Origin of the sequence: Blastomonas natatoria (genome assembly GCF_003201955.1) — a bacterium.
Taxonomy (GTDB): domain Bacteria; phylum Pseudomonadota; class Alphaproteobacteria; order Sphingomonadales; family Sphingomonadaceae; genus Blastomonas; species Blastomonas natatoria.
In genome coordinates, this window is record NZ_QJJM01000002.1 from 190,213 (window position 1) to 211,959 (window position 21,747).

Sequence of the window (21,747 nt, forward strand, 5' to 3'; positions counted from 1 at the left end):
TGATGAGTCACGGTGACGCCATGGCGGCGTCATCGCATGCTCCTAGCAGCGCCCCGGAACATCAACGGGGGTTGCGCCATGATTCTGAACACATCTGCCGCTGCGCTGCTGCGCACATCGATCTCGCTCATCGCCTTTGCTGCCGCCGCGAGCGTGCCTGCCATGGCGCAGGAGGCAGCCGACGATGAGAATGCTGTCGAAGGCGAAATCATCGTCCAGGGCGCAATCATCACCGCGCAGGGCGAATCGATCGCGCAGAAGCGCAATGCCGACAATCTGATCGACATCTCGGCGGCAGACTCGGTCGGCCGCTTCCCCGACCAGAACAGCGCCGCCGCCCTGTCGCGCCTGCCCGCCGTCGCGGTACAGCGCGACCAGGGCCAGGAGCGCTATATCCAGGTGCGCGGCGCGCCCAACCGCTGGACCTCGGTCAGCATCGACGGTGTACCGATGATCGGCGCGGACGAGGGCGGCCTCACCCGCGCCTATCGCTTCGACGCGGTGCCGGCAGTGATCCTGAACGCGCTGGCGATCAACAAGTCGCTGACCCCCAATATCCAGGCCGAAGCGATCGTCGCCAATATTGACCTCCGCACCTTCTCGCCGCTGGCGGGCAAGAACGGCTTCCATGTCCAGGGCGATGTCGGCTACGGCTTCATGGAACTGGGCGAAGGCGACCAGCGCCAGGGTTCGCTGCGCGTCTCGTACAGCGACGGCACGTTCGGCGTCGTTGCGGGCGCATCGCACTATCGCCGCGAGCAGGTAACCGACAACCGGGAGGTCGGCCTGTATGACGAGCCGAGCGGCCCCGCCGACACCCAGTTCGGCCCGACCGAAATCGACATCCGCCAGTATCGCCTGGTCCGTGAGAATAACGGCCTGTTCGCCGCGTTCGAATATTCGCCGCAAGCGGGCCAGAAGCTCTATGCCAGGACCATCTATACCGAATTCAAGGACGACGAGCAGCGCGACCAGTACGAGATCCGGCTCGACCGCGCACTGTCGGGCACGCGCAACCTGTCGGGCGGCGATCTCGTCCGCGTGCCCGTTCGCGGGTCGTTCAACCTCGGCAACTATCGCACGCGCAATTTCATCAACACCATCGGCGGCGATTATGAGGAGAATGGCTGGAAGGTGAACTTCGCGGCCAACTATACCCGCACCGAGAACACCACCTATCTGCCGCTTGTCCAGGCGAGCACCGCCACCGCGACCTCGCCTTCGGTCCGCTATGATTTCAGCCGTCCCAACCTGCCGATCGTTCAGCTGTTCCAGACCGTCCCCGGCGCGACGGCGGGCAGCTTCGTGCGCGGCCCGGCGCTGGCCAATTTCGACCAGACGACGCTGATCAACGCCAACACCGCGCCCGCACTCGTCATCCCGATCGTGCAGGACGTTTTCACCGACAGCTATACGGTGAAGCTCGATGTGGCAAAGGAACTGGGCGATGTGACGCTGACCGGCGGGCTGCTCTATGCCGATCGCGATATCGGCGGCTTCATCTTCGCGACCTCGAACGCCGTACTTCTCTCGCCCGCCGCGCTGGCGGGGACCGGGCTCAGCTTCAACCCGGCCAGCTATATCACCAACACCCCCTGGGATACCGGCTTCCCGCTCGGGCTCACCTTCAACTATGTCGACAACACGCGGATGCGCGCCGATCTCGACAACATCTTCGCGACGCTGCAGCGCCAGGGTCGGTTCAATCCTGCAAATAACGTTCCGGCGGAAAACCGCTTCCAGCTGAACGAGAAGACGCTGACCGCCTATGGCATGGCCAAATGGGTTTTCGATGGCGGCCAGGTGATCGCAGGCGCGCGCGTCGAGCATTTCCGGCTGCAAAATCAGGGCCAGGCGCGGCTCGCCAACGGCACGCTGGTGCCGCTCTCGGCACCGCAGGACTATACCGACATCTTCCCGAGCGTGAACGCCAAGTTCGACCTGACCGACAATCTGGTCTTCCGCCTTGCCGGACAGCGCGGCATCGCCCGGCCCAGCTTCGGTGAAATCCGGGTCGGGTCGGCGATCAACGACACCAACAGCCCCGGCACGATCGCGGGCGGCAACCCTGATCTTCGCCCCGAATATACCTGGGGCGTCGATGCGAGCCTGGAATATTACATCCCCGGCCAGGGCATCATTGCGGTATCCGCCTATCACCGCTGGGTCGACAATGTGCTGTTCTCGAACACACAGATCGTCGGCACGGACGCGTTCAACAGCAACGGCGTCGATCGCTCGCGCTATCTGCTCACCTCGAGCTTCAACGGCAATTCGGGTGAGCTTTACGGCGTCGAGTTCAACTATCAGCAGCAGTTCACCTTCCTGCCCTCGCCGCTCGACGGCTTCGGGTTCCAGGGCAACCTGACGCTGATCGAGGGCAGCTTCGATACCGACCAGCGCCGCAATATCGGCTTCCCCGGCACCTCGGACACGATCGTCAACGCCTCGCTCTATTACGAGAAATACGGGCTTTCGGTCCGCGCGAGCTATCAATGGCGCAGCGACTATCTGGAAACTCTCTCGATCGGCACCGGCGGGACGGTTACGGGCGACGAGTTCCGCGGCGGGTATACCAATGTCGATGTCGCGATCCGCTATGACATCACGCCGAACATCAGCCTGTTCGCCGACCTCAACAATCTGACCGACGCCAAATATACCGCGTTTCTCGGCAGCAAGGGCCGCCCGACCGAGGTGGAACAGATCGGCCGCCGGTACCTTGCCGGCATCCGCTTCGGCTTCTGAAAGGAGAGACTGTATGCGCCTCAAGACCGCTTTCGCCCTCGCGCTGTTCGCCAGCGCCGCGCCTGCGCTCGCTATCGATAGCGTGATGGTCAGCCGGATCGATGCCGACAAGGTCAAGGTGACCTGGACCGACGCCGATCCGGTGGACATCATCGTCACCGACACGCCAATCGCGGCCGGGGCGGCCGTGCCGGCGGTCAAGGCCAACCGCAAGGGCGAGGCGATCGTCGCACTGCCCGCGAGCAAGCGCCAGTTCCTCGTCCTGCGCGACGGCGGCGATGCCTCGCTCACGCTGACGGCGGAGCGCGAGCTGCCGCTCGCCAGGGGATCGAACTTCCGCGATCTGGGCGGCTACAAGGCGGCGGGCGGCAAGACCGTGCGCTGGGGCAAGATCTTCCGCTCGGGCGCGCTGCCGCTGCTCACCGACGAGGATTACACGCTGCTCGGCGGGCTCGCTATCGGCACCATCGTCGATCTGCGCTCGATCGAGGAGCGCGAGGTTGCCGCGACCCAGCTCGACGATCGCACCGGTGCGCTGTTCATCTCCAACGACTATTCGCTGAAACCCCTGATGGCGAACATGGGCAGCATGAAGGGCGAATATGTCTATACCGGCATGGAAAAGCTCCTCGCCCCCCAGTACCGTTCGCTGTTCAAGCGGCTGCTCGCCGACGATGGCGCGGTGATGTATCACTGTTCCGCCGGGCAGGACCGCACCGGCATTGCCTCGGCGCTGATCCTGAGCGCGCTGGGTGTCGACCGCGAGACGATCCTGGCCGATTATCACCTCTCGACGCAGCTGCGCCGTCCGCAGAACGAGATGCCGCCGCTCGACCCGGCCGACTATCCGACCAACCCGATTGTGCAATATTATGCCGCCGCCGCGAAAAAGCCCGGTGGTGTGAAGGCAGAGCCGCTCTATTCCGCCTCGGGCAAATCGCATCTGGCGCAGTTTTTCGAGGTGATCGACCGCGATTATGGTGGGGTCGAGGGCTATCTGGCGACGATCGGGATCACGCAGGTCGACATCGCGCGGTTGCGGGCGCTGTATCTGGAATGACTTCACGTCCTCCGGCGAACGCCGGAGTCCAGAGCGACTGCAATGCAATCTCGCCCCTGGATTCCGGCTTTCGCCGGAAAACGTGCTTCATGCGACAGTTACCGGAACAGCAGCACCGATGTCTGCCCGGCGCGGATCATCTGCGTCGTGGTACTGCCCACCAGCATGTTGCGCAGCGGGCTGTGGCCGTACGCCCCCATGACGAGCAGGTCGATGCCGCGTTCCTTGATGACCTGCGGAAGAACCGCATCAGGATTGCCCTCGCGCTGAATCGCCTTGACGCCCGCGCGCCCGGTAAACCGGGTCTGCGCCCAGTCGATATGCGCGGCATTGGTATCTGTATAGGGTCCGACCAGCACGACATCGATATCGAGCCCACCGAACAGCATCGAGGTAGAAACATAGTCGAGCGCCTTGTGGCTCGAAGGCCCGCCGTCAAAGGCGATGGCGATGCGCTGCGGGGCCTTGAAGACGCGGGTGGCAACCAGCACCGGCTTGCGGCTCTGGCGGATGACGCGCTCGACCTTGCTGCCCAGATGACCCTTGGCAAAATCCGCCTGCGCGCCGCGCTTGCCGATTATGGTCATGTCGCTGAACGCCTCACGCTCGGCGATCGTCTCGACGATACCGCCCTCGCGCAGGCTGAGCTCGACATCGCTCACCCCGCGCGCGCGCAGCTGGTCGACAGCAGCCTCGAGCAGTAGCTGTCCCTGGCGATCGGCCAAACGCCCTTCCGCCGCCTTGAGCGCCAGCACCTCATCGAGCAGGCCCGGCTTGCCCGCCAGCCCTGCTCCGTCGAGCTCGGCGCGCGCGTCGTTGCGCTGGATAACGTGAAGCAGTTCGACCGTCGCCTTGAGCCGCTGCGCCGCCCAATCGGCGTGCTCGCACACGGTCTGCGAATAATGCGATACGTCGAGGCAGGCCAGAAGCCGCTGCATGTTTCTCTCCTGTCGGTTCCCGGCTGTTGCCGGTGAAGCTTGAGCATGGGGGAAGCGGCATTGCACCGGCATGGCCCCCTGGTTGTGCAACGTTCAGGACGGTGGATCGATGCCCGTCAGGTCACGCGCGTGGCGACCTTGTATTCGTCTCGCTGCCAGCGCCCCTCACCCATGATGGTGGCGAGCCGGTCGACTGCGTGCCAGATATCTGCAAAGCCCAGATAGAGCGGCGTAAGCCCCAGCCTCAGCACATCGGGCGCACGGAAATCGCCGATGACGCCCGCGTCGATCAGCGCGCGGTTGATCGGCCAGGCATTGGGATGCACGAAGCTCGCATGGCTGCCGCGAAGGTCACCACGCGCCGGAGTGATCGGGACCAGCTCGGGACAGCGCGCCGCCATCAGCTGGCTCAGGAAATCGAACAGGGCCTGTGATTTGCCCCAGAGCGCATGGCAATCCGCCTCGAGCATGAGATCGACCCCTGCTTCCAGCGCGAGCAGCGAAAGCATCGGTGGGGTCCCGGCCAGAAAGCGCTCGATACCCGGTGCGGGCTCGTATCCGTCGGTCATCGCAAAAGGCGCGGCATGGCCCATCCAGCCCTGGATCGGCGAACCGAGAAATTCGAGCGCCTCGGCCGCGACATACAGGAAAGCAGGCGCGCCGGGGCCGCCGTTGAGATATTTATAGCCGCAGCCCACCGCGAAGCGCGCGGCATCGGCAGCCATGTTCAGCGGCACCGCGCCGGTGCTGTGCGACAGGTCCCAGATCAGCGGGACGCCATGCGCATCGGCCAGCGCCTGGATCGCTGCCATATCGAACCGATCGCCAGTCTTGTAGTGCACATGGGTGAGCACGATCAGCGCGACATCCGGGCCGATCTGCTCAACAATGGAATCGCGCGCCGCGGCATCGAGCACGAGGCCATGCTGCGCAGCAATTCCTGCAGCAACATGGAGGTCTGTGGGGAAGTTTCCGCTCTCGGTGAGTATCGTCCTGCCCTGCCCCGGGCGCGCCGCCAGGATCGCGCCCATCAGCTTATAGAGGTTCACCGTGACGGAATCGCAGGCAATCACCTCGCCCGGCGCCGCTCCGATCAATCGAGCGATCTTGTCACCGATCCTGCGCGGCGCGCCGATCCAGTCGGCATCGTTCCAGCTGCGGATCAGCCCCTCTCCCCATTGCCGATCGACCGCATCGTGCATCAGGCCGCGCGTCGCCACCGGCAGCGCGCCGAGCGAATTGCCGTCGAGATAGATCACGCCTTCGGGCAGTGCAAAACGCTCGCGCCAGCCGCGCAGCGGATCGGCGGCATCGCGAGCTTCGGCCTCGGCGAGCGAAGGAAAATCGGTCATCATCAACGCCCCAACAACTGCTTGATCCGTGCCTTTTGCGCAGCCCAGCTGCGGCTGGTCGGCGCAATCAGCTCGACATGGCCTTCGGGCCCGTGGACATGATTTTCCACGGCCACCCCGCGCCTCTTCATGTCGGCAGCATAGGTCTCGGCATAGACAGGCGGTGCAATCCGGTCCTTGTCGGTATGGAACTGAATCTGCTGCGCCTGGCTCACCGGCATTTCCGGCGGAGAGGTCAGCGCGAACTGACCACCTGCCATTTTCGTCGGCGCGCCGGTGCCGCAGGCATGGCCGGTGCGCTGCATCGCCGCGCGCAGATCGGCAATGCCGGCCTGGCTGATCGCGGTGTCGATGCGCAGGGGATTTGCACCACGCAAGGGCTCGCCCTCGGGCAGCGCCTGGCGCGCGGCCAGCCAGAGGGCGAGATGCCCACCCGCCGAATGACCAATGGCAATGGTGTGGGCAAGATCGAGGTTGAGCGCCTTGGCCTGATCTGCCAGCAGATCCGCCGCTGCACCGACATCGACATAGGTGCCCGGGTAGCCGCCGCCGCGATCAACTCCGCGATATTCGATGTTCCACACGGCAATGCCGTCCTTACGCAGATCGTCAGCGATGTAGTTCATGATGTCGCGGGTCGCGATCTCGGTCTGCCAGCAGCCGCCATGGATCATCACGACGACCGGATGCGGCCCCTGGCCCTGCGGCAGCCACAGATCGACCAGCTGCAGCGGGTCCTCGCCATAGGCGATGGTGCGGGTCGGGCTGGGACGCGGCTGATCGAGCAGATCGGGCCACTGCATGATCGGCGTGTCGGCGCTCAGCATGGCCGACACCTGCGATCCGGCACCCAGCGACAGGCCAAGTGCAGCCAGCCCCAGCGCCAGCCCGTTTCCCTTGATCTTCCGCACAATGTGGTTCCTCCCCTGCCATTGACCGTTCTCCGGCGAACGCCGGAGTCCAGGAGTCCGCTGGCGCGACACCGCTTTCTGGATTCCGGCTTTCGCCGGAAAACGGCGTTGCATCAAGCCTTACCGCCCAGCCTCAATAATCCTTCGAAATCCGCACGTTGGCGCTCTGGCGACCGATTGTGGAGATCGACGAGAGCAGCGACAGCCAGCGGGTGATCTGGAATTCGACCTGCGTTGCCGAATAGCCGCGCCCGTCGGTGACGATCTCCACATAGGTGTTGCGCGTGATGTATTTGCCCGCCGCGATGCTGGTGCCCTGCCCCAGGGTCTGATTGCCCTCGACGATGCGCAGCCGGTCGAGCCCGATCGCCCCGCGCAGCGCATTGATCGGATCGAGCCCACCGCCGCCGCGCAGCGAGGCAAGCGCTGCGGCAAGCTGCACCGCCTCGGGCGCGGAAATGTCGGTGATCGACGACCCAAACAGCAGGCGGGCTAGCAGCTCGTCTTCGGGCAGCGCGGGTGTGCTGGTGAAGCTGATCTCGGGCGCAAGGCCGGTACCGCGTACGTTGATCGTGGCGTTGAGGTCGGTAAGGTTCGCCGACGCGGCGATGTCGAGCGCCGGATTGGGCGGCGATTCCCCGCGGAAGTTGATGCGTCCGCGCACCAGCTCGAAATCGCGTCCGGCAAATTCATATTCGCCGCGGATCAGGTCTGCCTGGCCGGTGATGCGCGGTGCGTCGACGGTGCCGGTGAGCGTGACGTTTGCGCCCCATTCGCTGTTGATACCAAGGCCCGTGACGGTGAACTGGTTGGGCGCGCGCGCCTTGACGTCATAGCGCCAAATTGCGGGGCGACTGCGCCGCGGCGCCTCGTCGGCGCGGCGGTTGATTTCGCGCACATTGATTACCGGCAGCGCTTCTTCCGCGTTGAACTGACCCAGTCGGAAGCGGCCGCGATTGAGTACGACATCGCCACCCAGGGTCCCGCTGCTTCCATCCGAAGAGATGGTGAGCGGCCCCGTGACGGTCGCACCGAAATCGTCACGATTGACCAGCTGAGCGTTCCTGGCACTGGCCTTGATCTCGACCGAGACGCCGCGCGAGGGCGATGCGAACAGGCCGCCATAATCGACATATCCCGATCCACTCACCGTGCCGTTCGACCCCGCCTTGCCACTGAAGCTGGTGAGTGTCAGCCGTGAACCGTTGAAACGGCCGCGCGCCGCAATGTCGCTGATCACCGTACCCGACAACGTGCTTTCCAGGCGGGCGGTGCGGGTGGCCAATATGCCCTGGATGCTGGGATCGACCAGACTGCCTGACAGGTCGGCCGCCACGCCGACCTGGCCGGTGACATCGAACGCCTCTATGCCCAGCAGACGCCAGAGAGAATCTGCCGGCCCGTTGAACCGCAACTGCCCTGCGAGCGTCCCTCGGCGAAGCCGTCCGAACAGGTCGAAGCCCTGCGGAAGGTTGCCGATGCGCGCCTGCGCCCTTCCTACGGTCTTGTCCTGTTCGCCAATCACCGCACGCATGGCGAGTGCATCGTTGCTCAGCACCAGATTGGCCGCGATATCGACAGGTTTGGAGCTCACGATCAGGCCGGTGCGGGTGAGATTGTCGAATTTCAGGCTCGCCTTGCCGGTCGGAACTCCGCCTTCGGCCTGACGATAGCTGAGCGTGCCTGAAGCGTTGCCGCCGAAGCCGAGCTCGCGCACCGCCACGTCGAAAAGCGCCAGCGGCACGGTGTTGAACTGGGCGGTCATATCGGTCAGACCCCCGCCGAACCGCCCTTGCGCGCCCAGTCTGCCGCGCCCGACCCTGAGCACCGCCGGGGCCAGACGCCATCCGCCGTCATCGAGCTTGCTGAGCCTTGCAGGCCGCACCAGCCGCAACCGCCGATTTCCGTATGTTCCGTTACCAGAGAGCGTGACCGCGTTGCTCGCGATCAGGGCGCTGGTCTGCAGATCGAAATTGCTGCCGCGTCGTCCGGCGAGCGATGCGGTCACCCGGCCTTCGCCATTGACCAGGTTTGCATTGGCCGCGAGCCGACCGATGAACACGGGTCCACGCCCGATGCCCTGCGCGCGGACGCTGCCGATGATGGTGTTCCGCCCCTCGGCGATCAGTGCGTCGATCTCTGCCGCGCCCCGGTTGATCGTGATCGGCACATCGCCATCGAACCGCGCATCGGCGAGGTTCAGCATCGCCTTTATGCCCTGCGCCTCGCCGCGGGGCTCCAGTGTCACGTTGCCGGTGATGCCGCCGCCAGCGACAGTCAGCGCGCCTTCGACGCCCGCGCTGGCCGCATAGATATCGCCCGCAAACAGTGCCTGGGAAACCGCGAAACGTTCGACCTCGATCAGCGTGCGCCCAGCCTCGCGGGCATAGATGCGGGTCACGCCCTCAATTGGACCCAGGGTTGACTGGCCCGCCACATCGACCGAAAAACCATCAGGAACAGTGCCGAGTGCGAGCCTCAGATCGCGCACGCCAAGTGCAGGGAGCGGGTCTTCGAGCGTCAGAACGGCGCGCGTATCCCCACGGATGGAATCCGCACCGACGTCGAGCGGACCGTAGTCGCGATGGCGCCCGCTGGCGCGCAGCACGATCCGGCCGTCAGGCTCTATCCGACCACCGCCGATCAGGGCGAGTTTCTGCGCCGCAAGGCTCGCATCGCGCAGCACGAAGGGCTGCCCTGCCGCATAGCTGAACCTGCCGGCAAAGCGCGGGCTTAGCCCAACAAGGTTCACCACGGTCTGGTTGACCACCCGGCGCATCAGCACCCGGACATCACCCAGCGCGTCCCAGGCCGCACCGCCCCCAAAGGCCAGACGGACATTGGCATCGATATCCGCATTGCCGACATTCTCGACACCGAAGGCGGGTAGTCGCACATCGGCGACGGCAAGATAGCGCCCGCGCTGGGTGCTGCCGGAAAGCTGCACCAGCGCCACCAGGCTGTTGCTGACCATTCGGATCGGATCGCTGCTGAGGGCACCATCTCGCATCCGCACGACGCCCTCGCCCCGCAAGCCATCGGCAAGCCGGTCGCCATAAGCGTTGCCAGTGGCTACGCGCGTTGCGCTCAGCTTGACGGGAATCGTGAAATCCTTGTCCTGCCGCCGGATCGTGCCTTGCACGAGCAATGCATCGGCGCTCACCCCGGCCAGCGCAACGCGATCAGCCGACAGGCGATAGGGCGCGGTGAGGTCACCGAATGGGCCATCGAGTGTCAGCGTGGCGCGCACATTCCGCGCATCAAGTCCCTCCGCGAGCAGTCCGGGCCGCGACAGCGCAGCGAGAAGCTCGAGATTGTCGAAGCGGTTTTCGCCCAGGTCGATCGCGCCTTCGGCATTCACCGACCCGGCCTGCCCCGCCAGCGCAATCGTGCCGGAGAGCACGCGCGCGTCGAGCGTACCGCTTGCGACCACGCCGACTGCTGGACCCAGCGCGCGCGTGAAGCTGTTGCCGATCAGCGGCTCGGGACGCACGAAACCCCGGACCCGCACCTGGCCTTCACGCTGCGTGAGATCAAGCGAGGTCAGTTCGCGATTGCCCAGCCGGGCAAGCAGCTTCCCCCGCCAGAAACCCCAGTCACCCCGGCCCTTGATCGAGGCAGCGAGGTCGCGGGTCAGACCTGCCAGAGCCGCGATCGCGCCGTCGGCGGGCGCCACGACATCACCATCCACCATCAGCCGGTTCTGATCGGGCCTGGCATCGATCTTTACGGCAAGACGATCGGTGCCATCGGCAAGCGAGGCGCGCGCCTCGACGAGCACCCGGCCCGATCGGATATCGGCCCTGGCTGACAGATTGGCAACGCGGCGCGGCCCGGCCACTCCCTGGCGGATGACCAACCCGTCAGCGCGCAGCCGATCGATGCGGATGTCGAAGGCGGGCAGCAGCGGGTCGTCGGGGTCGCCGGGGTTGAGCTCGGGCAGGCTGCGCAACTCGCCGCGCCGAATGTTCAGATCGCGAATGTCGAGCCGGTTGTTCAGGAACGTGAATGGCCGCCAGTCGAGATCGATAGCCGATGCGGCGAAAAACACCCGCCTGGTATCGCGGATTTCCACACCGCGCAGCACGGCCTTGCCATAGATCGAGCCATCGATCCGCGCGACCCGGAGCGAAAGGCCCGACTTGAGCTGGTATCCCGCGATCTGTTCGGCCACGAAGCGGCGGCCCGGCCCGGTGTCCAGCCCGAACAGCAGTGCAGCAACGAGCCCGGCCATCACCAGCACGCCAATCATCACACCGCGCAGCCATCGGATGGGCGCACGATCCGGTGCGGCCTGATCTGCCGGGGCGGAAATGGGCTCGTCAACCATTAGAAAGCCTGCCCCAGCGAGATGTAAACCCCGATGCGGCTATCGCCTGGCTGAGGGTTGATCGGAGTACCGACATCCAGACGCAGTGGCCCGAAGCTGCTGTAATATCGCACGCCGATGCCCGCGCCGTAGCGGATGCCGCTGAAATCGGGCGTGCTACCTTCATAGACATTGCCCGCGTCGAAGAATGGAACGATGCCGAAATCACCAAAGCGTACACGGGCTTCGAGCGAGAATTCGGCCAGGCCATTGCCCCCGATCGGATCGTTGTTGCCGTCGCGCGGACCGATAGCCTGAAAGCCGAAACCGCGCACCGACCCGCCACCACCCGCATAGAAGCGCCGCGACGGTGCGATATCGAACCGATTGGCGCCGATGGTGCTGCCCAGACGCAACCGGCCAGCCAGCACGATCCTGCCTGATACCGGACGATAATAGCTGCCGTCGATCTGGATGCGCGCATAGCCCTTGCTGCCCGATTGCAAGGAGTATTCGGGCGAGATGCGGCCGCCGAGACGGAAACCCGCGGTGGGATCGAGCAGGTTGTCGGTGCCGTCATAGGTCAGCGCGGTCGGGAGCGCGGCAATGAAGAATGTCCGCCGCGCCCCGCCGACTATGCGCGCGCGGCTGTCGCGTTCATCGGAGAGCACCAACTCAGCGCCGAGCGACCATGTCCATTTCTTCTGGAAGATCAGGTTGGTCTGTCGTTCCAGCGATGCTGCCACAAGGAAGGTGCGCGCCTCGAAAGCGTCCCGGTCGATATTGCTCGCCAGGATCTGCGCGGTGAGCACCCGGTCGCGCTTGATGAAATTGTTGCGGCGATAGACGAGATTGATCAGCTGTTCCTGGGTGCCCCCGACGGCCCTGGCGCGGACCAGACCCTCGGGCGGGAAGAAATTGCGATGTTCCCAGCTGACTTCGGCGCGATAGCCTTCGCCCGTGCCATAGCCGACCTCCCCGGCAATGGTCCGCAGCGGCGCCGCGACGGTTTCGACTGCAACATCCACCGTGCCCGGCTCGCTGCCCATGGGCTGGGTGGCGGCGACCGGAGTCAGCGTGACGGTCGATACCAGCCCCGTCGCCAGAATCGCCCGGCGCAGGTCGTCCATGTCCGAAGCCTGGAAAGTGTCTCCGCGATCGAACCGGGCGATCCGTTCCAGATGGCGTGATCCGAACAGGCCATCATCCCTAGCGATAACGCCGCCGAAGCGATACTGCCCGCCGGGTGTGACGGCGATGGTCAGCGCCCCACTGCGCGCCTCGTGATCGATCACCAGATCGGGCTCGCCCGTCTGCGCAAATGGAAAGCCTGTCTCGAGCAGGCTGGTCAGCACCGCCAGCCGCCCGGCCACGATCCTGTCCGAATTGGCGGCATCTCCGGCCTTCATCCCGAACGCGGCCCGGGCAGCCGGCACATCGACCCCAACGGCATCGAGCCCTGCCAGATCGATCGAGGCCAGCCGGTAGATGGGACCGACATTGACATCGAAGGTCAGCGCGACCCGGTCCTCTCCCTCTATCCGGGTGACCGAATTGCGCACATCACCGTCGTAAAAGCCGTAGACGCGCAGCATCGTGTCGATCAGATCGTTGTCGTCGCGCGCGCGCCGGTTGACCTGCGCCAGATTGGCATCCTCATCGGACAGCCGGTCAAGCGTCGAAAGCGAACCGAAACGGTTGCGAAACGCCGCCTGGTCCAGTTCGGCGAGATCGTCAGAAGGAAGAAAATTGACGGTCACGCGATAGCGCACGTCGCCATCGTCGATTTCGCGCAGCGCCTGGCGTTCGGCACGACGCGCCTCGCGCTCGGCCTGCCTTTCGGCGCGACGCGCGGCGCGGCCTCCCCCCTCTTCCGCGCCCGGCACGCCTTCATCCGCGTCCGCTGCTGCTGTTGTCGTCGCCAGACCGTCGCGCATGTCGTCGGCCTCGGTTGCGACACTATCGCTGGTCGAGCTGTCCGATGCTTCGGCTGGCTGGGCATCGGCGGGAAGCGCATCGTCCGCTGCGAATTCGCCCGGCCAGGCCGGGATGTCGCTACCGTCGGGCCACTCGACTTCCATGCCGGGAAGCTGGTCTAGCGGGGCGAGCGGATCGATGCTCAGCGGATCGTCGACCTGCACGTCCGCAGGACCTGGGGCGGAATCTGCCGGCATGGCTTCCGGAGGTGTCGCAATGGAGGTGGCCTCTGCGGGCGGATCGGCCTGCTGTGCCTGTGCCAAGGCTGGCCATGCACATCCGAAGGCCAGCGTGACCAGGGTTCCAGCCTTTGCCGGGCGCGCGCGATCAGCCAGCCTCATCAACACAAAACGCTTTCAAAGCGGGCAAGGTCCCGCCCCGCCGCGAAAACCAATGACTAGGCGGGGGCACCGTCGCGTTCAAGGTCGAAAGCGTGCCAGCCATCGGGACCAAGCAGTTCGAGCGGCTGGTATTTTATCTTGTACTGCATGCGCGGCGAAGATTTTACCCAATAGCCGAGATACACATAGGGCAGCCTGGCTCTGGCAGCGCGCTGGATATGGTCCATGATGATGTAATTGCCCAGGCCCCGCCGGGTCGGGTGATCGGGCTCGTAGAAGCTGTAGATCATCGACAGGCCGTCGCCCTGCTGATCGGTCAGGCAGGCGCCCACCAGCTTGCCCGCGCTGCCATCAGGATTGGGCTCGCGATACTCGATGACATAGCTGCGCACCGGGGTATGCTCGACCATGTCGGCATAGTCCATGTCGTCCATGTCCGACATACCGCCGCCGGGATGCCTAGTCTTCAGGTAGCGGCGCAGCAGATCATATTGCTCCTGAGTCGACCATGGCTTGCACGCGGAAACGATCAGATCGCGGTTGCGCTTGAGCAGCTTTCGCTGGTTCGACGAAGGCACGAACTGGTCAGCCACCACGCGCACCGACACGCAGGCGCGACAGTCGACACAGCTCGGTCGATAGGCCACATTCTGGCTGCGCCGGAACCCGATACGGCTGAGCGCGTCATTGAGCTCGTCGGCGTGCGGGCCGCTCAACTCCGTGAACACCTTGCGCTCGCTCTTGCCCGGCAGATACGGGCACGGGCCGGGATTGGTAACGAAGAAGCGGGGAAAGCGTGCCGGTGCGCTCACGTGCCGAGAAATCCTTGTGTGTAGGTCCGAATGTGCCGAATGCTAACTGCGGCTATCGATATGCGCGACAACCGCTGCGGCTGCCAAACAAGTTAACCATTTTTCGTGGTTAAGGCGCGCCAAGTCGAGTCTAATCGGCGATAAAGCGCGGACCGATTGTGGATAAGATGTGATTCATGCTGAATCGTCACCAGCGATGACACAAGTGCGATGAGGCCAAAGCCGCGTTCTCATTCGCATTGTCGCGAACTGAGATGGGACCGTCGCTTGCCCGGTCCCGATATCGCGATTGGCGCTAGCGCGGCAGACCGGGCGGCGTCACGCCACCTCGACCAGCCCCACATCATACCCGCTGGCCTTGAGCGAAGCGACCAGCGCGTCGAGCTGGCCACGGTCGCGTGCCTCGCACTCGATATCGGTGATCAGCCCCTTGGCCGGCAGGTTGGTAAAGACCCGCTGATGGTAGATTTCGATGATGTTGACCTGGTGCGCATCGAACTGCCGCATGACCTTGAACAGTGCACCAGGCCTGTCCTGCAGCGCGATGCGCAGCCGCGCGAGGCGACCCGAGCGCGCCAGATCGCGCAGCAGCACATTGGCAAGCAGGCGCGTATCGATATTGCCGCCGCACAGGACCACGCCGACGGTCTGGCCCTTGAACCGGTCGGGTTCGGCCAGCAGGGCAGCAAGTCCGGCCGCGCCAGCGCCTTCGGCCACAGTCTTCTCGATCTGCAAGAGCAGGCTGACAGCGGTTTCGAGCTGGGGTTCGGTGACCAGAACGATGTCATCGGCGAGCGCGCGGACGATCTCGCGGGTGAAGTCGCCAGGCTGCTTGACCGCAATGCCCTCGGCCAGCGTATCGCCCTCGCACGGATACTGGGTGCCCTTCACCGTGTTGTACATGCTGGGGTAAAGCTGCGCCTGAACGCCGGTCAGGCGGACATCGGGCTTGAGCGCACGCGCGGCGGTGCCCATGCCAGAGAACAGGCCGCCTCCGCCGATCGGAATCACGAAATGGTCGATCTCGGGCGCATCCTCGAGCATTTCGAGCGCGACCGTCCCCTGCCCCGCCGCGATCACCGGATCGTCGAACGGATGCACGAAGGTCAGACCCTCGCTCTTCTCCAGCTCGCGGGCATGCGCATAGGCATCGTCATATTTCTCGCCGAACAGGATCACGCGGCCGCCATTGGCTTCGGTCTGCTGCACCTTGATGGTCGGCGTCGGCTTGGGCATCACGATGGTGACGGGCACGCCGAGGCGCGTGCCGTGCCAGGCCAGCCCCTGCGCATGGTTGCCGGCCGATGCCGCGATGACGCCCTTGGCCTTCGCCTCCTCGGTCATCTGGCTGAGGAAATTGAGCGCGCCGCGCTCCTTGTAGGCGGCAGTGAACTGGAGGTTCTCGAACTTGAGATATACCGTCGCGCCGGTAATCGCCGAAAGCGTCTTGCTGACGAGCGTGGGCGTGCGGACGATGGAACCTGCGATGCGGGCATGCGCGGCGCGGATATCGTCCAGGGTGAGGCGGTCTGTCGGGCTGGTCATATCGGCTGCGGCCCCTAACCGATATGGCGCGGATTGAAAACATCCGTTAAGGCACCGCCATGGCAAATATAGCATTTATCGGTATCGGCGTGATGGGCGGCCCCATGGCGCGTCATCTGGGCAATGACGGGCATTCGCTTGCTCTCTACAATCGCACTCCTGCCAAGGTTCATGCCTGGATCGAGGCGCACCCGCATCTGGCCGACAAGGCGCGGGTTGCCGCGACCCCGGCGGAAGCCGCCGAAGGCGTTGACGCGGTCATCACCTGTGTCGGCAATGACGATGATCTGGCGCAGGTGATCATGGGGCGTCAGGGTGCTTTCACCACGCTGCCAAAGGGCGCGCTGTTCATCGATCACACGACGGTATCGGCAACGATCGCGCGGCAGATTTCGGTCGAGGGTCGCGCCAAGAACATCCTGTGCGTCGATGCCCCGGTGACCGGCGGCCAGGCAGGTGCGGAGAACGGCACGCTCGCCATCATGTGCGGCGGCAAGAAGGATGCCGTCGATGCCGCGCGCCCGATCATCAAGAGCTATTCCAGCCGCATCGTCCATGTCGGCGGTCCGGGCGACGGCCAGACCACCAAGATGGTCAACCAGATCTGCATCGCAGGCGTGCTTGGCGGCCTGAGCGAGGCGATGCGCTTTGCTCAGGCCAGCAGGCTCGATCTCGACAAGGTGTTCCAGGCGATTTCGGGCGGCGCGGCGCAAAGCTGGCAGATGGACAATCGCTGGAAGACCATGGCCGAGGACAGCTTCGATTTCGGCTTTGCCATTGACTGGATGCGCAAGGACCTGGGGCTTGCTCTCGACAAGGCGCGCAACAACGGCGCATCGATTCCTGTCGCCGCGCTGCTCGACCAGTTCTTCGCCGAGGCGCAGCATCTGGGCGCAGGCCGTCAGGATACCAGCGCGCTGATCCGCAGGCTTCCCCGCAAATGAGCCGTCCGATGTTCGCGCGCACCGCCGCGCTCGCCGCCGCCCTGTTCGCCAGCGGCGCCGTGCCCGCATGGGCCGACGGGCTGATCGACAATGTCAACGGCATGACGCTCGATGCAAAGGGCAAGGTCGTCAATTTCACCGGACTGGTCATCGACGATGACGGCAAGGTGAAGCAGTTGCTCGAGAGGCGCGACAAGCGGCCCGAAAAGCTCGACTACAAGCTCGACGGCGATGGACGCACGCTGATACCCGGGATCATCGACGCACACGGCCATGTGATGGGCCTCGGCTTTTCGCTGCTGACGCTCGACCTTTCGGCCACGAAGTCACTTGAGGAAGCGCTGGCCAGGATCAAGGCCTATGCCGACGATAACCCCAGCCGCCCCTGGATCATCGGGCGCGGCTGGAATCAGGAAAAATGGGGTCTGGGCCGCTTTCCCACTGCCGCCGATCTCGACGCGGTGGTGCCCGATCGCCCGGTCTGGCTTGAGCGGGTCGATGGCCATGCCGGCTGGGCGAACACCGCCGCTATGCAGGCCGCTGGCGTCAAGCCCGACGTCAAGGATCCCGCAGGTGGCCGGGTCGAGCGGATCGGCGGCAAGCCTGCAGGCGTGTTCGTCGATGCAGCCGAGGCGCTGGTCAGCAAGGCGGTGCCGCCACCGCGCGCGGTCGATCGCGATGCAGCGCTGATCGCCGCGCAGGACCATCTGCTAGCGCTCGGCATCACCGGCATTGCCGATATGGGCACGACCATCGACGACTGGCAGGCCTATCGCCGCGCCGGGGACGAGGGGCGGCTGCGCGTGCGCATCATGTCCTATGCTGCCGGGATCGACGCGATGGTTGCGATCGGCGGCCCGCGACCTACACCCTGGCTTTATGACGACCGCCTGCGGCTGAACGGCGTGAAGCTCTATCTCGACGGCGCGCTCGGCTCGCGCGGGGCGCTGCTCAAGGCCGATTATGCCGACATGCCCGGCCAGCGAGGTCTCGCGTTCGTCAACGACACCCAGTTGCTCAACATGATGAGCCGCGCGGCGATGGACGATTTCCAGGTCGCCGCCCATGCCATCGGCGATGGTGCAAATGCGCAGGCGCTGTCGGCCATCGAGGAACTGGCCAAGGATTACAAAGGCGACCGCCGCTGGCGCATCGAACATGCCCAGATCATCGATCCGGTCGACATCCCGCGTTTTGCGAAGAACGGGATCATCGCCTCGATGCAGCCGGTGCACCAGATTTCCGACCGGCTGATGGCCGAGGCGCGGCTGGGCCCGGCACGGCTGGCGGGTGCCTATGCGTGGAGGACGCTCAGCCAGGCGGGGGTTCCTCTGGCCTTCGGTTCGGACACGCCGGTGGAATCGCCCGATCCCTTTGCCGGCCTGGCTGCCGCGATCACGCGCGAGGGTGCGGACGGCCAGCCATTCGGTGGTTGGCAGCCGCAGGAAAGACTTGGCCGTGTCGAAGCGATCGATGCATTCACACGCGGCGCAGCCTATGCCGGGTTTGCCGAAGATCGGTTCGGTACGCTGATGCCGGGCATGCGCGCGGACTTCATCCTGCTCGATATCGATCCTCTGCTCAGCACACCGGGTGAACTTCGCTCGGCCAAGGTCGTAGAAACATGGGTGGGAGGGGTACGTCGTTACCAGCAGAGCGAAGTGCGTTAACCTTACGGAAAGCATTCGTTGCGCTGCTGCAACAGCCTGCCACAAAAGCCTTTTTGCCGCAGTTTTGGGCCCGAAACCTTCTTGCACCTGTGGAACTTTGCGCCTAGTTGGGCATTGAGCGTCGGGAAGAGCTCGTAAAACACTCTTTTCGCAACGGGTTGCAATGCCTTGATTTAAAATGATTAAGGCGTGAACTGAATACGTGACGGAGGCTATAATGAAGAATCGTTTTGCTGCGGCCGCTCTGGCTGTACTCGCAATCGCCGCAACGCCCGTACTGGCCCAGGCCGGTGCATCGCGCGTTTCGGCCGCTTCAGCAGAAGCTAGCGAAGCTGAAGGCAGCACCGGCATCATCATCGGTGTCGTCGCTGCTGCTGCCGTGATCGGCGGCATCGTGATCGCTGCCGACCAGGACAGCGACACCCCGACCAGCCCCTGATTTCGGTCAGGTACTGGCGGACCTCACCGGTCCAAACAGATCAAGGAAACGGGGTCTTCGGGCCCCGTTTTTTTGTGCCCGGATGACGAAACCGAACCGAAACTGTCGGTGTCGCAGCGCCTTGAAGATACCCGCTTGCGTCAACTTGAAAAAAACAGCGCCGTTGCATTTTTTCCGTGGAACCTATTTTGGGCATATGGGTTTTCACAACAGGACGGCAGACCAAGCCCCCCTCCAATGTCGTCCTAACAAACATGAGCCCGGGCGCGCGATCCTCCCCCCTTCTCATCGCGCCCGGGCTTATATTTTTCCAATCATCGTCAATCACGTGCGCCGTGAGGCCACCAGGCCGTTTACGAGGTCGGCACGTGGAGCCCTGCGACGGGCGCCGGAACTGGACCTCTGCCAGCAGCCCAGCTAAGACCGCGGGCATGACCGCAACTCCAGCCTGGCCCCCGCGCTCAGCACCGCGCCTGTTCGTCGATCAGCCACTGAACGAAGGTGGCTCGCTGCGTATCGAGGGCAATCAGGCGCATTATCTGCTCAACGTCATGCGCCTGACCGAAGGCGCGGCGGTGAAGCTGTTCGACGATATCAGCGGAGAGTATCTCGGCCGGGTCGGTGCGCGTGGCAAGCGCGACCTGATGATCGAGATCGAGGGGCTGACCCGCCCGCGCGAGGCGGTGCCCGATTTCTGGCTGTGCGCCGCGCCGATCAAGAAGGCGCGCTTCGATTTCCTCGCCGAAAAGGCCTGCGAGCTTGGCGTGGCGCGCTTCGTTCCGGTGCTGACCGACCGGGCGGTGGTCGACAAGGTCAAGGACGACCGGCTGCGGGGCACCATGATCGAAGCCGCCGAGCAGTGCGAGCGCACCGCGCTGCCCGAGATTGCCCCCCTCACCCGGCTCGACGCGCTGCTCAAGGCCTGGCCCGAGGGGCGGCACCTGTTCTTTGCCGACGAACGACTGCACGATGGCAGCGGCGGTTCACTCGCCGCGAAGCTCGCCGCGCATCTCGGTCCGGCAGGGGTGCTGATCGGCCCCGAAGGCGGCTTTACCGATGCCGAGAATGCCGCGATCCGCGCGCATCCCGCCGCAGTACCCGTGTCGCTTGGCCCCCGAATCCTGCGCGCTGAGACGGCCGCGATCACTGCAACCGCAGTCTGGATGGCGGCGAATGGTGACTGGAGCACTTGATTGTCCGGGCATCGCCACCATTACAGATTTTAAAGCTGGCATGGGTTGCAAGCCGCAACTAAAGCACCGGCAATAGCATATTCAGGGGTTCAGGGCGCATCAATGAGCACACGCACCACAACCGGTGAGGACGATCCGGTCATCACCTCGATTGCGCAACTGGCAGAGCCGATGGCGGCGGGCGAAAAGCCCAAGGACCGCTGGCGGATCGGTACCGAGCACGAAAAATTCGTGTTTTGCCGCAACGACTTCCATGCACCCAGCTATGACGAGCCCGGCGGCATTCGCGACCTGCTGATGGCGCTGACCGAATTCGGCTGGGAGCCGGTCGAGGAGCGCACCCCCGATGGTGGCAGCAACGTCATCGCGATGCGCGGCCCCGACGGCACGGTGAGCCTGGAACCGGCAGGCCAACTCGAACTCTCCGGCGCACCGCTCGAAAACCTGCACGAAACCTGCGCCGAGACCGGCCGCCATCTCGCGCAGGTCAAGGCGATCGGCGAGAAGACCGGCAAGGGCTTTCTGGGCCTCGGCATGTGGCCCGACAAGACCCGCGCCGAACTGCCGATCATGCCCAAGGGCCGCTATGGCATCATGCTGAACCATATGCCGCGCGTCGGCAGCATGGGCCTGGACATGATGCTGCGCACCTGCACGATCCAGGTGAACCTCGATTATGCGAGTGAAGCCGATATGGCGAAGAAGTTCCGCGTCGGCCTGGCGCTGCAGCCGCTGGCGACCGCATTGTTCGCCAACTCGCCCTTCACCGAAGGCAAGCCCAACGGCATGCTCTCGTATCGCAGCCATATCTGGTCGGACACCGACCCGGCACGCACCGGAATGCTGCCCTTCGTGTTCGAGGACGGTTTCGGTTACGAACGCTATGTCGACTACATGCTCGATGTTCCGATGTATTTCGTCTTCCGCGACGGGCTGTATATCGATGCGGCGGGGCAGAGCTTCCGCGATTTCCTTGAGGGCAAGCTGCCTGCGCTGCCCGGCGAGCGCCCGACGCTGAGCGACTGGAACGATCACCTCTCCACCGCCTTTCCCGAAGTCCGCCTCAAGAGCTTTCTCGAGATGCGCGGTGCCGATGGCGGCCCGTGGAGCCGCATCTGCGCACTGCCCGCGCTCTGGGTCGGCCTGCTCTACGACCAGGGCGCGCTCGATGCCGCCTGGGATCTGGTCAAGGGCTGGAGCATCGAGGAGCGGCAGGCTCTGCGCGATTCCGTGCCGAAGCTGGGCCTCGACGCGCCGATCGCGGGCGGCCGCAAGTTGCGCGACATCGCGGCCCAAGTGCTCGACATTGCCTCGTCAGGCCTGGCATCTCGCGCGCGGCTCAACAGCAGCGGCGACAATGAAACCGGCTTTCTCGAACCGCTGCGAGATGTCGTCGCGCGCGGCAAGACCCCGGCGGAAGACCTGCTCGCGCTCTACCACGGCGAATGGGGCGGCGACATCAGCAAGGTTTATGGCGCAATGCAGTTCTGACACCCCATCCCTCTCCC

14 protein-coding genes are annotated in these 21,747 nt (G+C 64.6%); 7 read left to right on the top strand and 7 right to left on the bottom strand.

Translation table 11 applies throughout. From position 1 onward, the window contains the following. The first annotated feature begins 78 nt into the window (after window positions 1-78). Together C7451_RS03465 and C7451_RS03470 are read left to right on the top strand one after the other, a co-directional pair. Window positions 79-2,748 (top strand): TonB-dependent receptor, encoded by a 2,670-nt coding sequence (locus C7451_RS03465; RefSeq protein WP_110297584.1) that lies wholly within the window; start codon window positions 79-81, stop codon window positions 2,746-2,748. 13 nt (window positions 2,749-2,761) lie between these two features. Then, window positions 2,762-3,808, top strand: a complete 1,047-nt coding sequence (locus C7451_RS03470) for a tyrosine-protein phosphatase (RefSeq protein ID WP_110297585.1) — start codon at window positions 2,762-2,764, stop codon at window positions 3,806-3,808. A 98-nt stretch (window positions 3,809-3,906) separates the two neighbouring features. Here the strand turns inward: C7451_RS03470 and C7451_RS03475 are convergent, their stop codons facing one another. The 7 genes from C7451_RS03475 to C7451_RS03505 all read right to left on the bottom strand — a co-directional run bounded on the left by C7451_RS03475 (window position 3,907) and on the right by C7451_RS03505 (window position 15,993). Further along, entirely contained in the window at window positions 3,907-4,746 is an 840-nt protein-coding gene (locus C7451_RS03475) for a universal stress protein (RefSeq protein ID WP_110297586.1), read from the bottom strand. A 116-nt stretch (window positions 4,747-4,862) separates the two neighbouring features. Then, entirely contained in the window at window positions 4,863-6,101 is a 1,239-nt protein-coding gene (gene kynU, locus C7451_RS03480) for a kynureninase (protein ID WP_244181553.1), read from the bottom strand. After that, on the bottom strand, window positions 6,101-7,009 hold the full coding sequence (locus C7451_RS03485; protein ID WP_244181554.1) for an alpha/beta hydrolase family protein: 909 nt from the start codon (window positions 7,007-7,009) through the stop codon (window positions 6,101-6,103). The genes kynU and C7451_RS03485 overlap by 1 nt, the downstream gene beginning before the upstream one ends. Before the next feature lie 133 nt (window positions 7,010-7,142). Next, window positions 7,143-11,339, bottom strand: coding sequence for a translocation/assembly module TamB domain-containing protein (locus C7451_RS03490; protein WP_110297588.1), 4,197 nt, complete (start codon window positions 11,337-11,339; stop codon window positions 7,143-7,145). Further along, window positions 11,339-13,636 (bottom strand): autotransporter assembly complex protein TamA, encoded by a 2,298-nt coding sequence (locus tag C7451_RS03495; RefSeq protein ID WP_110297589.1) that lies wholly within the window; start codon window positions 13,634-13,636, stop codon window positions 11,339-11,341. The genes C7451_RS03490 and C7451_RS03495 overlap by 1 nt, the downstream gene beginning before the upstream one ends. 56 nt (window positions 13,637-13,692) lie before the next feature. After that, a complete protein-coding gene (locus C7451_RS03500) occupies window positions 13,693-14,448 on the bottom strand; it encodes an arginyltransferase (RefSeq protein ID WP_110297590.1) in 756 nt (251 codons plus the stop codon). A 318-nt stretch (window positions 14,449-14,766) separates the two neighbouring features. After that, window positions 14,767-15,993 carry a threonine ammonia-lyase gene (locus C7451_RS03505; protein ID WP_110297591.1) on the bottom strand — a complete coding sequence of 409 codons (1,227 nt, stop codon included), beginning with the start codon at window positions 15,991-15,993 and terminating at the stop codon, window positions 14,767-14,769. A 59-nt stretch (window positions 15,994-16,052) separates the two neighbouring features. Here C7451_RS03505 and C7451_RS03510 point away from each other — a divergent pair, with 59 nt between their 5' ends. The 5 genes from C7451_RS03510 to C7451_RS03530 all read left to right on the top strand — a co-directional run bounded on the left by C7451_RS03510 (window position 16,053) and on the right by C7451_RS03530 (window position 21,730). After that, entirely contained in the window at window positions 16,053-16,937 is an 885-nt protein-coding gene (locus C7451_RS03510; RefSeq protein ID WP_110297592.1) for an NAD(P)-dependent oxidoreductase, read from the top strand. A gap of 8 nt (window positions 16,938-16,945) precedes the next feature. Continuing rightward, window positions 16,946-18,607 carry an amidohydrolase gene (locus tag C7451_RS03515; RefSeq protein ID WP_110297716.1) on the top strand — a complete coding sequence of 554 codons (1,662 nt, stop codon included), beginning with the start codon at window positions 16,946-16,948 and terminating at the stop codon, window positions 18,605-18,607. A gap of 217 nt (window positions 18,608-18,824) precedes the next feature. Further along, complete coding sequence (locus C7451_RS03520; RefSeq protein WP_110297593.1) at window positions 18,825-19,046, top strand: hypothetical protein; 222 nt, start codon at window positions 18,825-18,827, stop codon at window positions 19,044-19,046. Window positions 19,047-19,477: 431 nt separating this feature from the next. Next, window positions 19,478-20,239 (top strand): 16S rRNA (uracil(1498)-N(3))-methyltransferase, encoded by a 762-nt coding sequence (locus C7451_RS03525; protein WP_110297594.1) that lies wholly within the window; start codon window positions 19,478-19,480, stop codon window positions 20,237-20,239. Between the two features lie 102 nt (window positions 20,240-20,341). Beyond that, the gene (locus C7451_RS03530) at window positions 20,342-21,730 is read left to right on the top strand and encodes a glutamate--cysteine ligase (RefSeq protein ID WP_110297595.1); all 1,389 of its coding nucleotides are present in this window, start codon (window positions 20,342-20,344) and stop codon (window positions 21,728-21,730) included. Window positions 21,731-21,747: the final 17 nt, after the last annotated feature.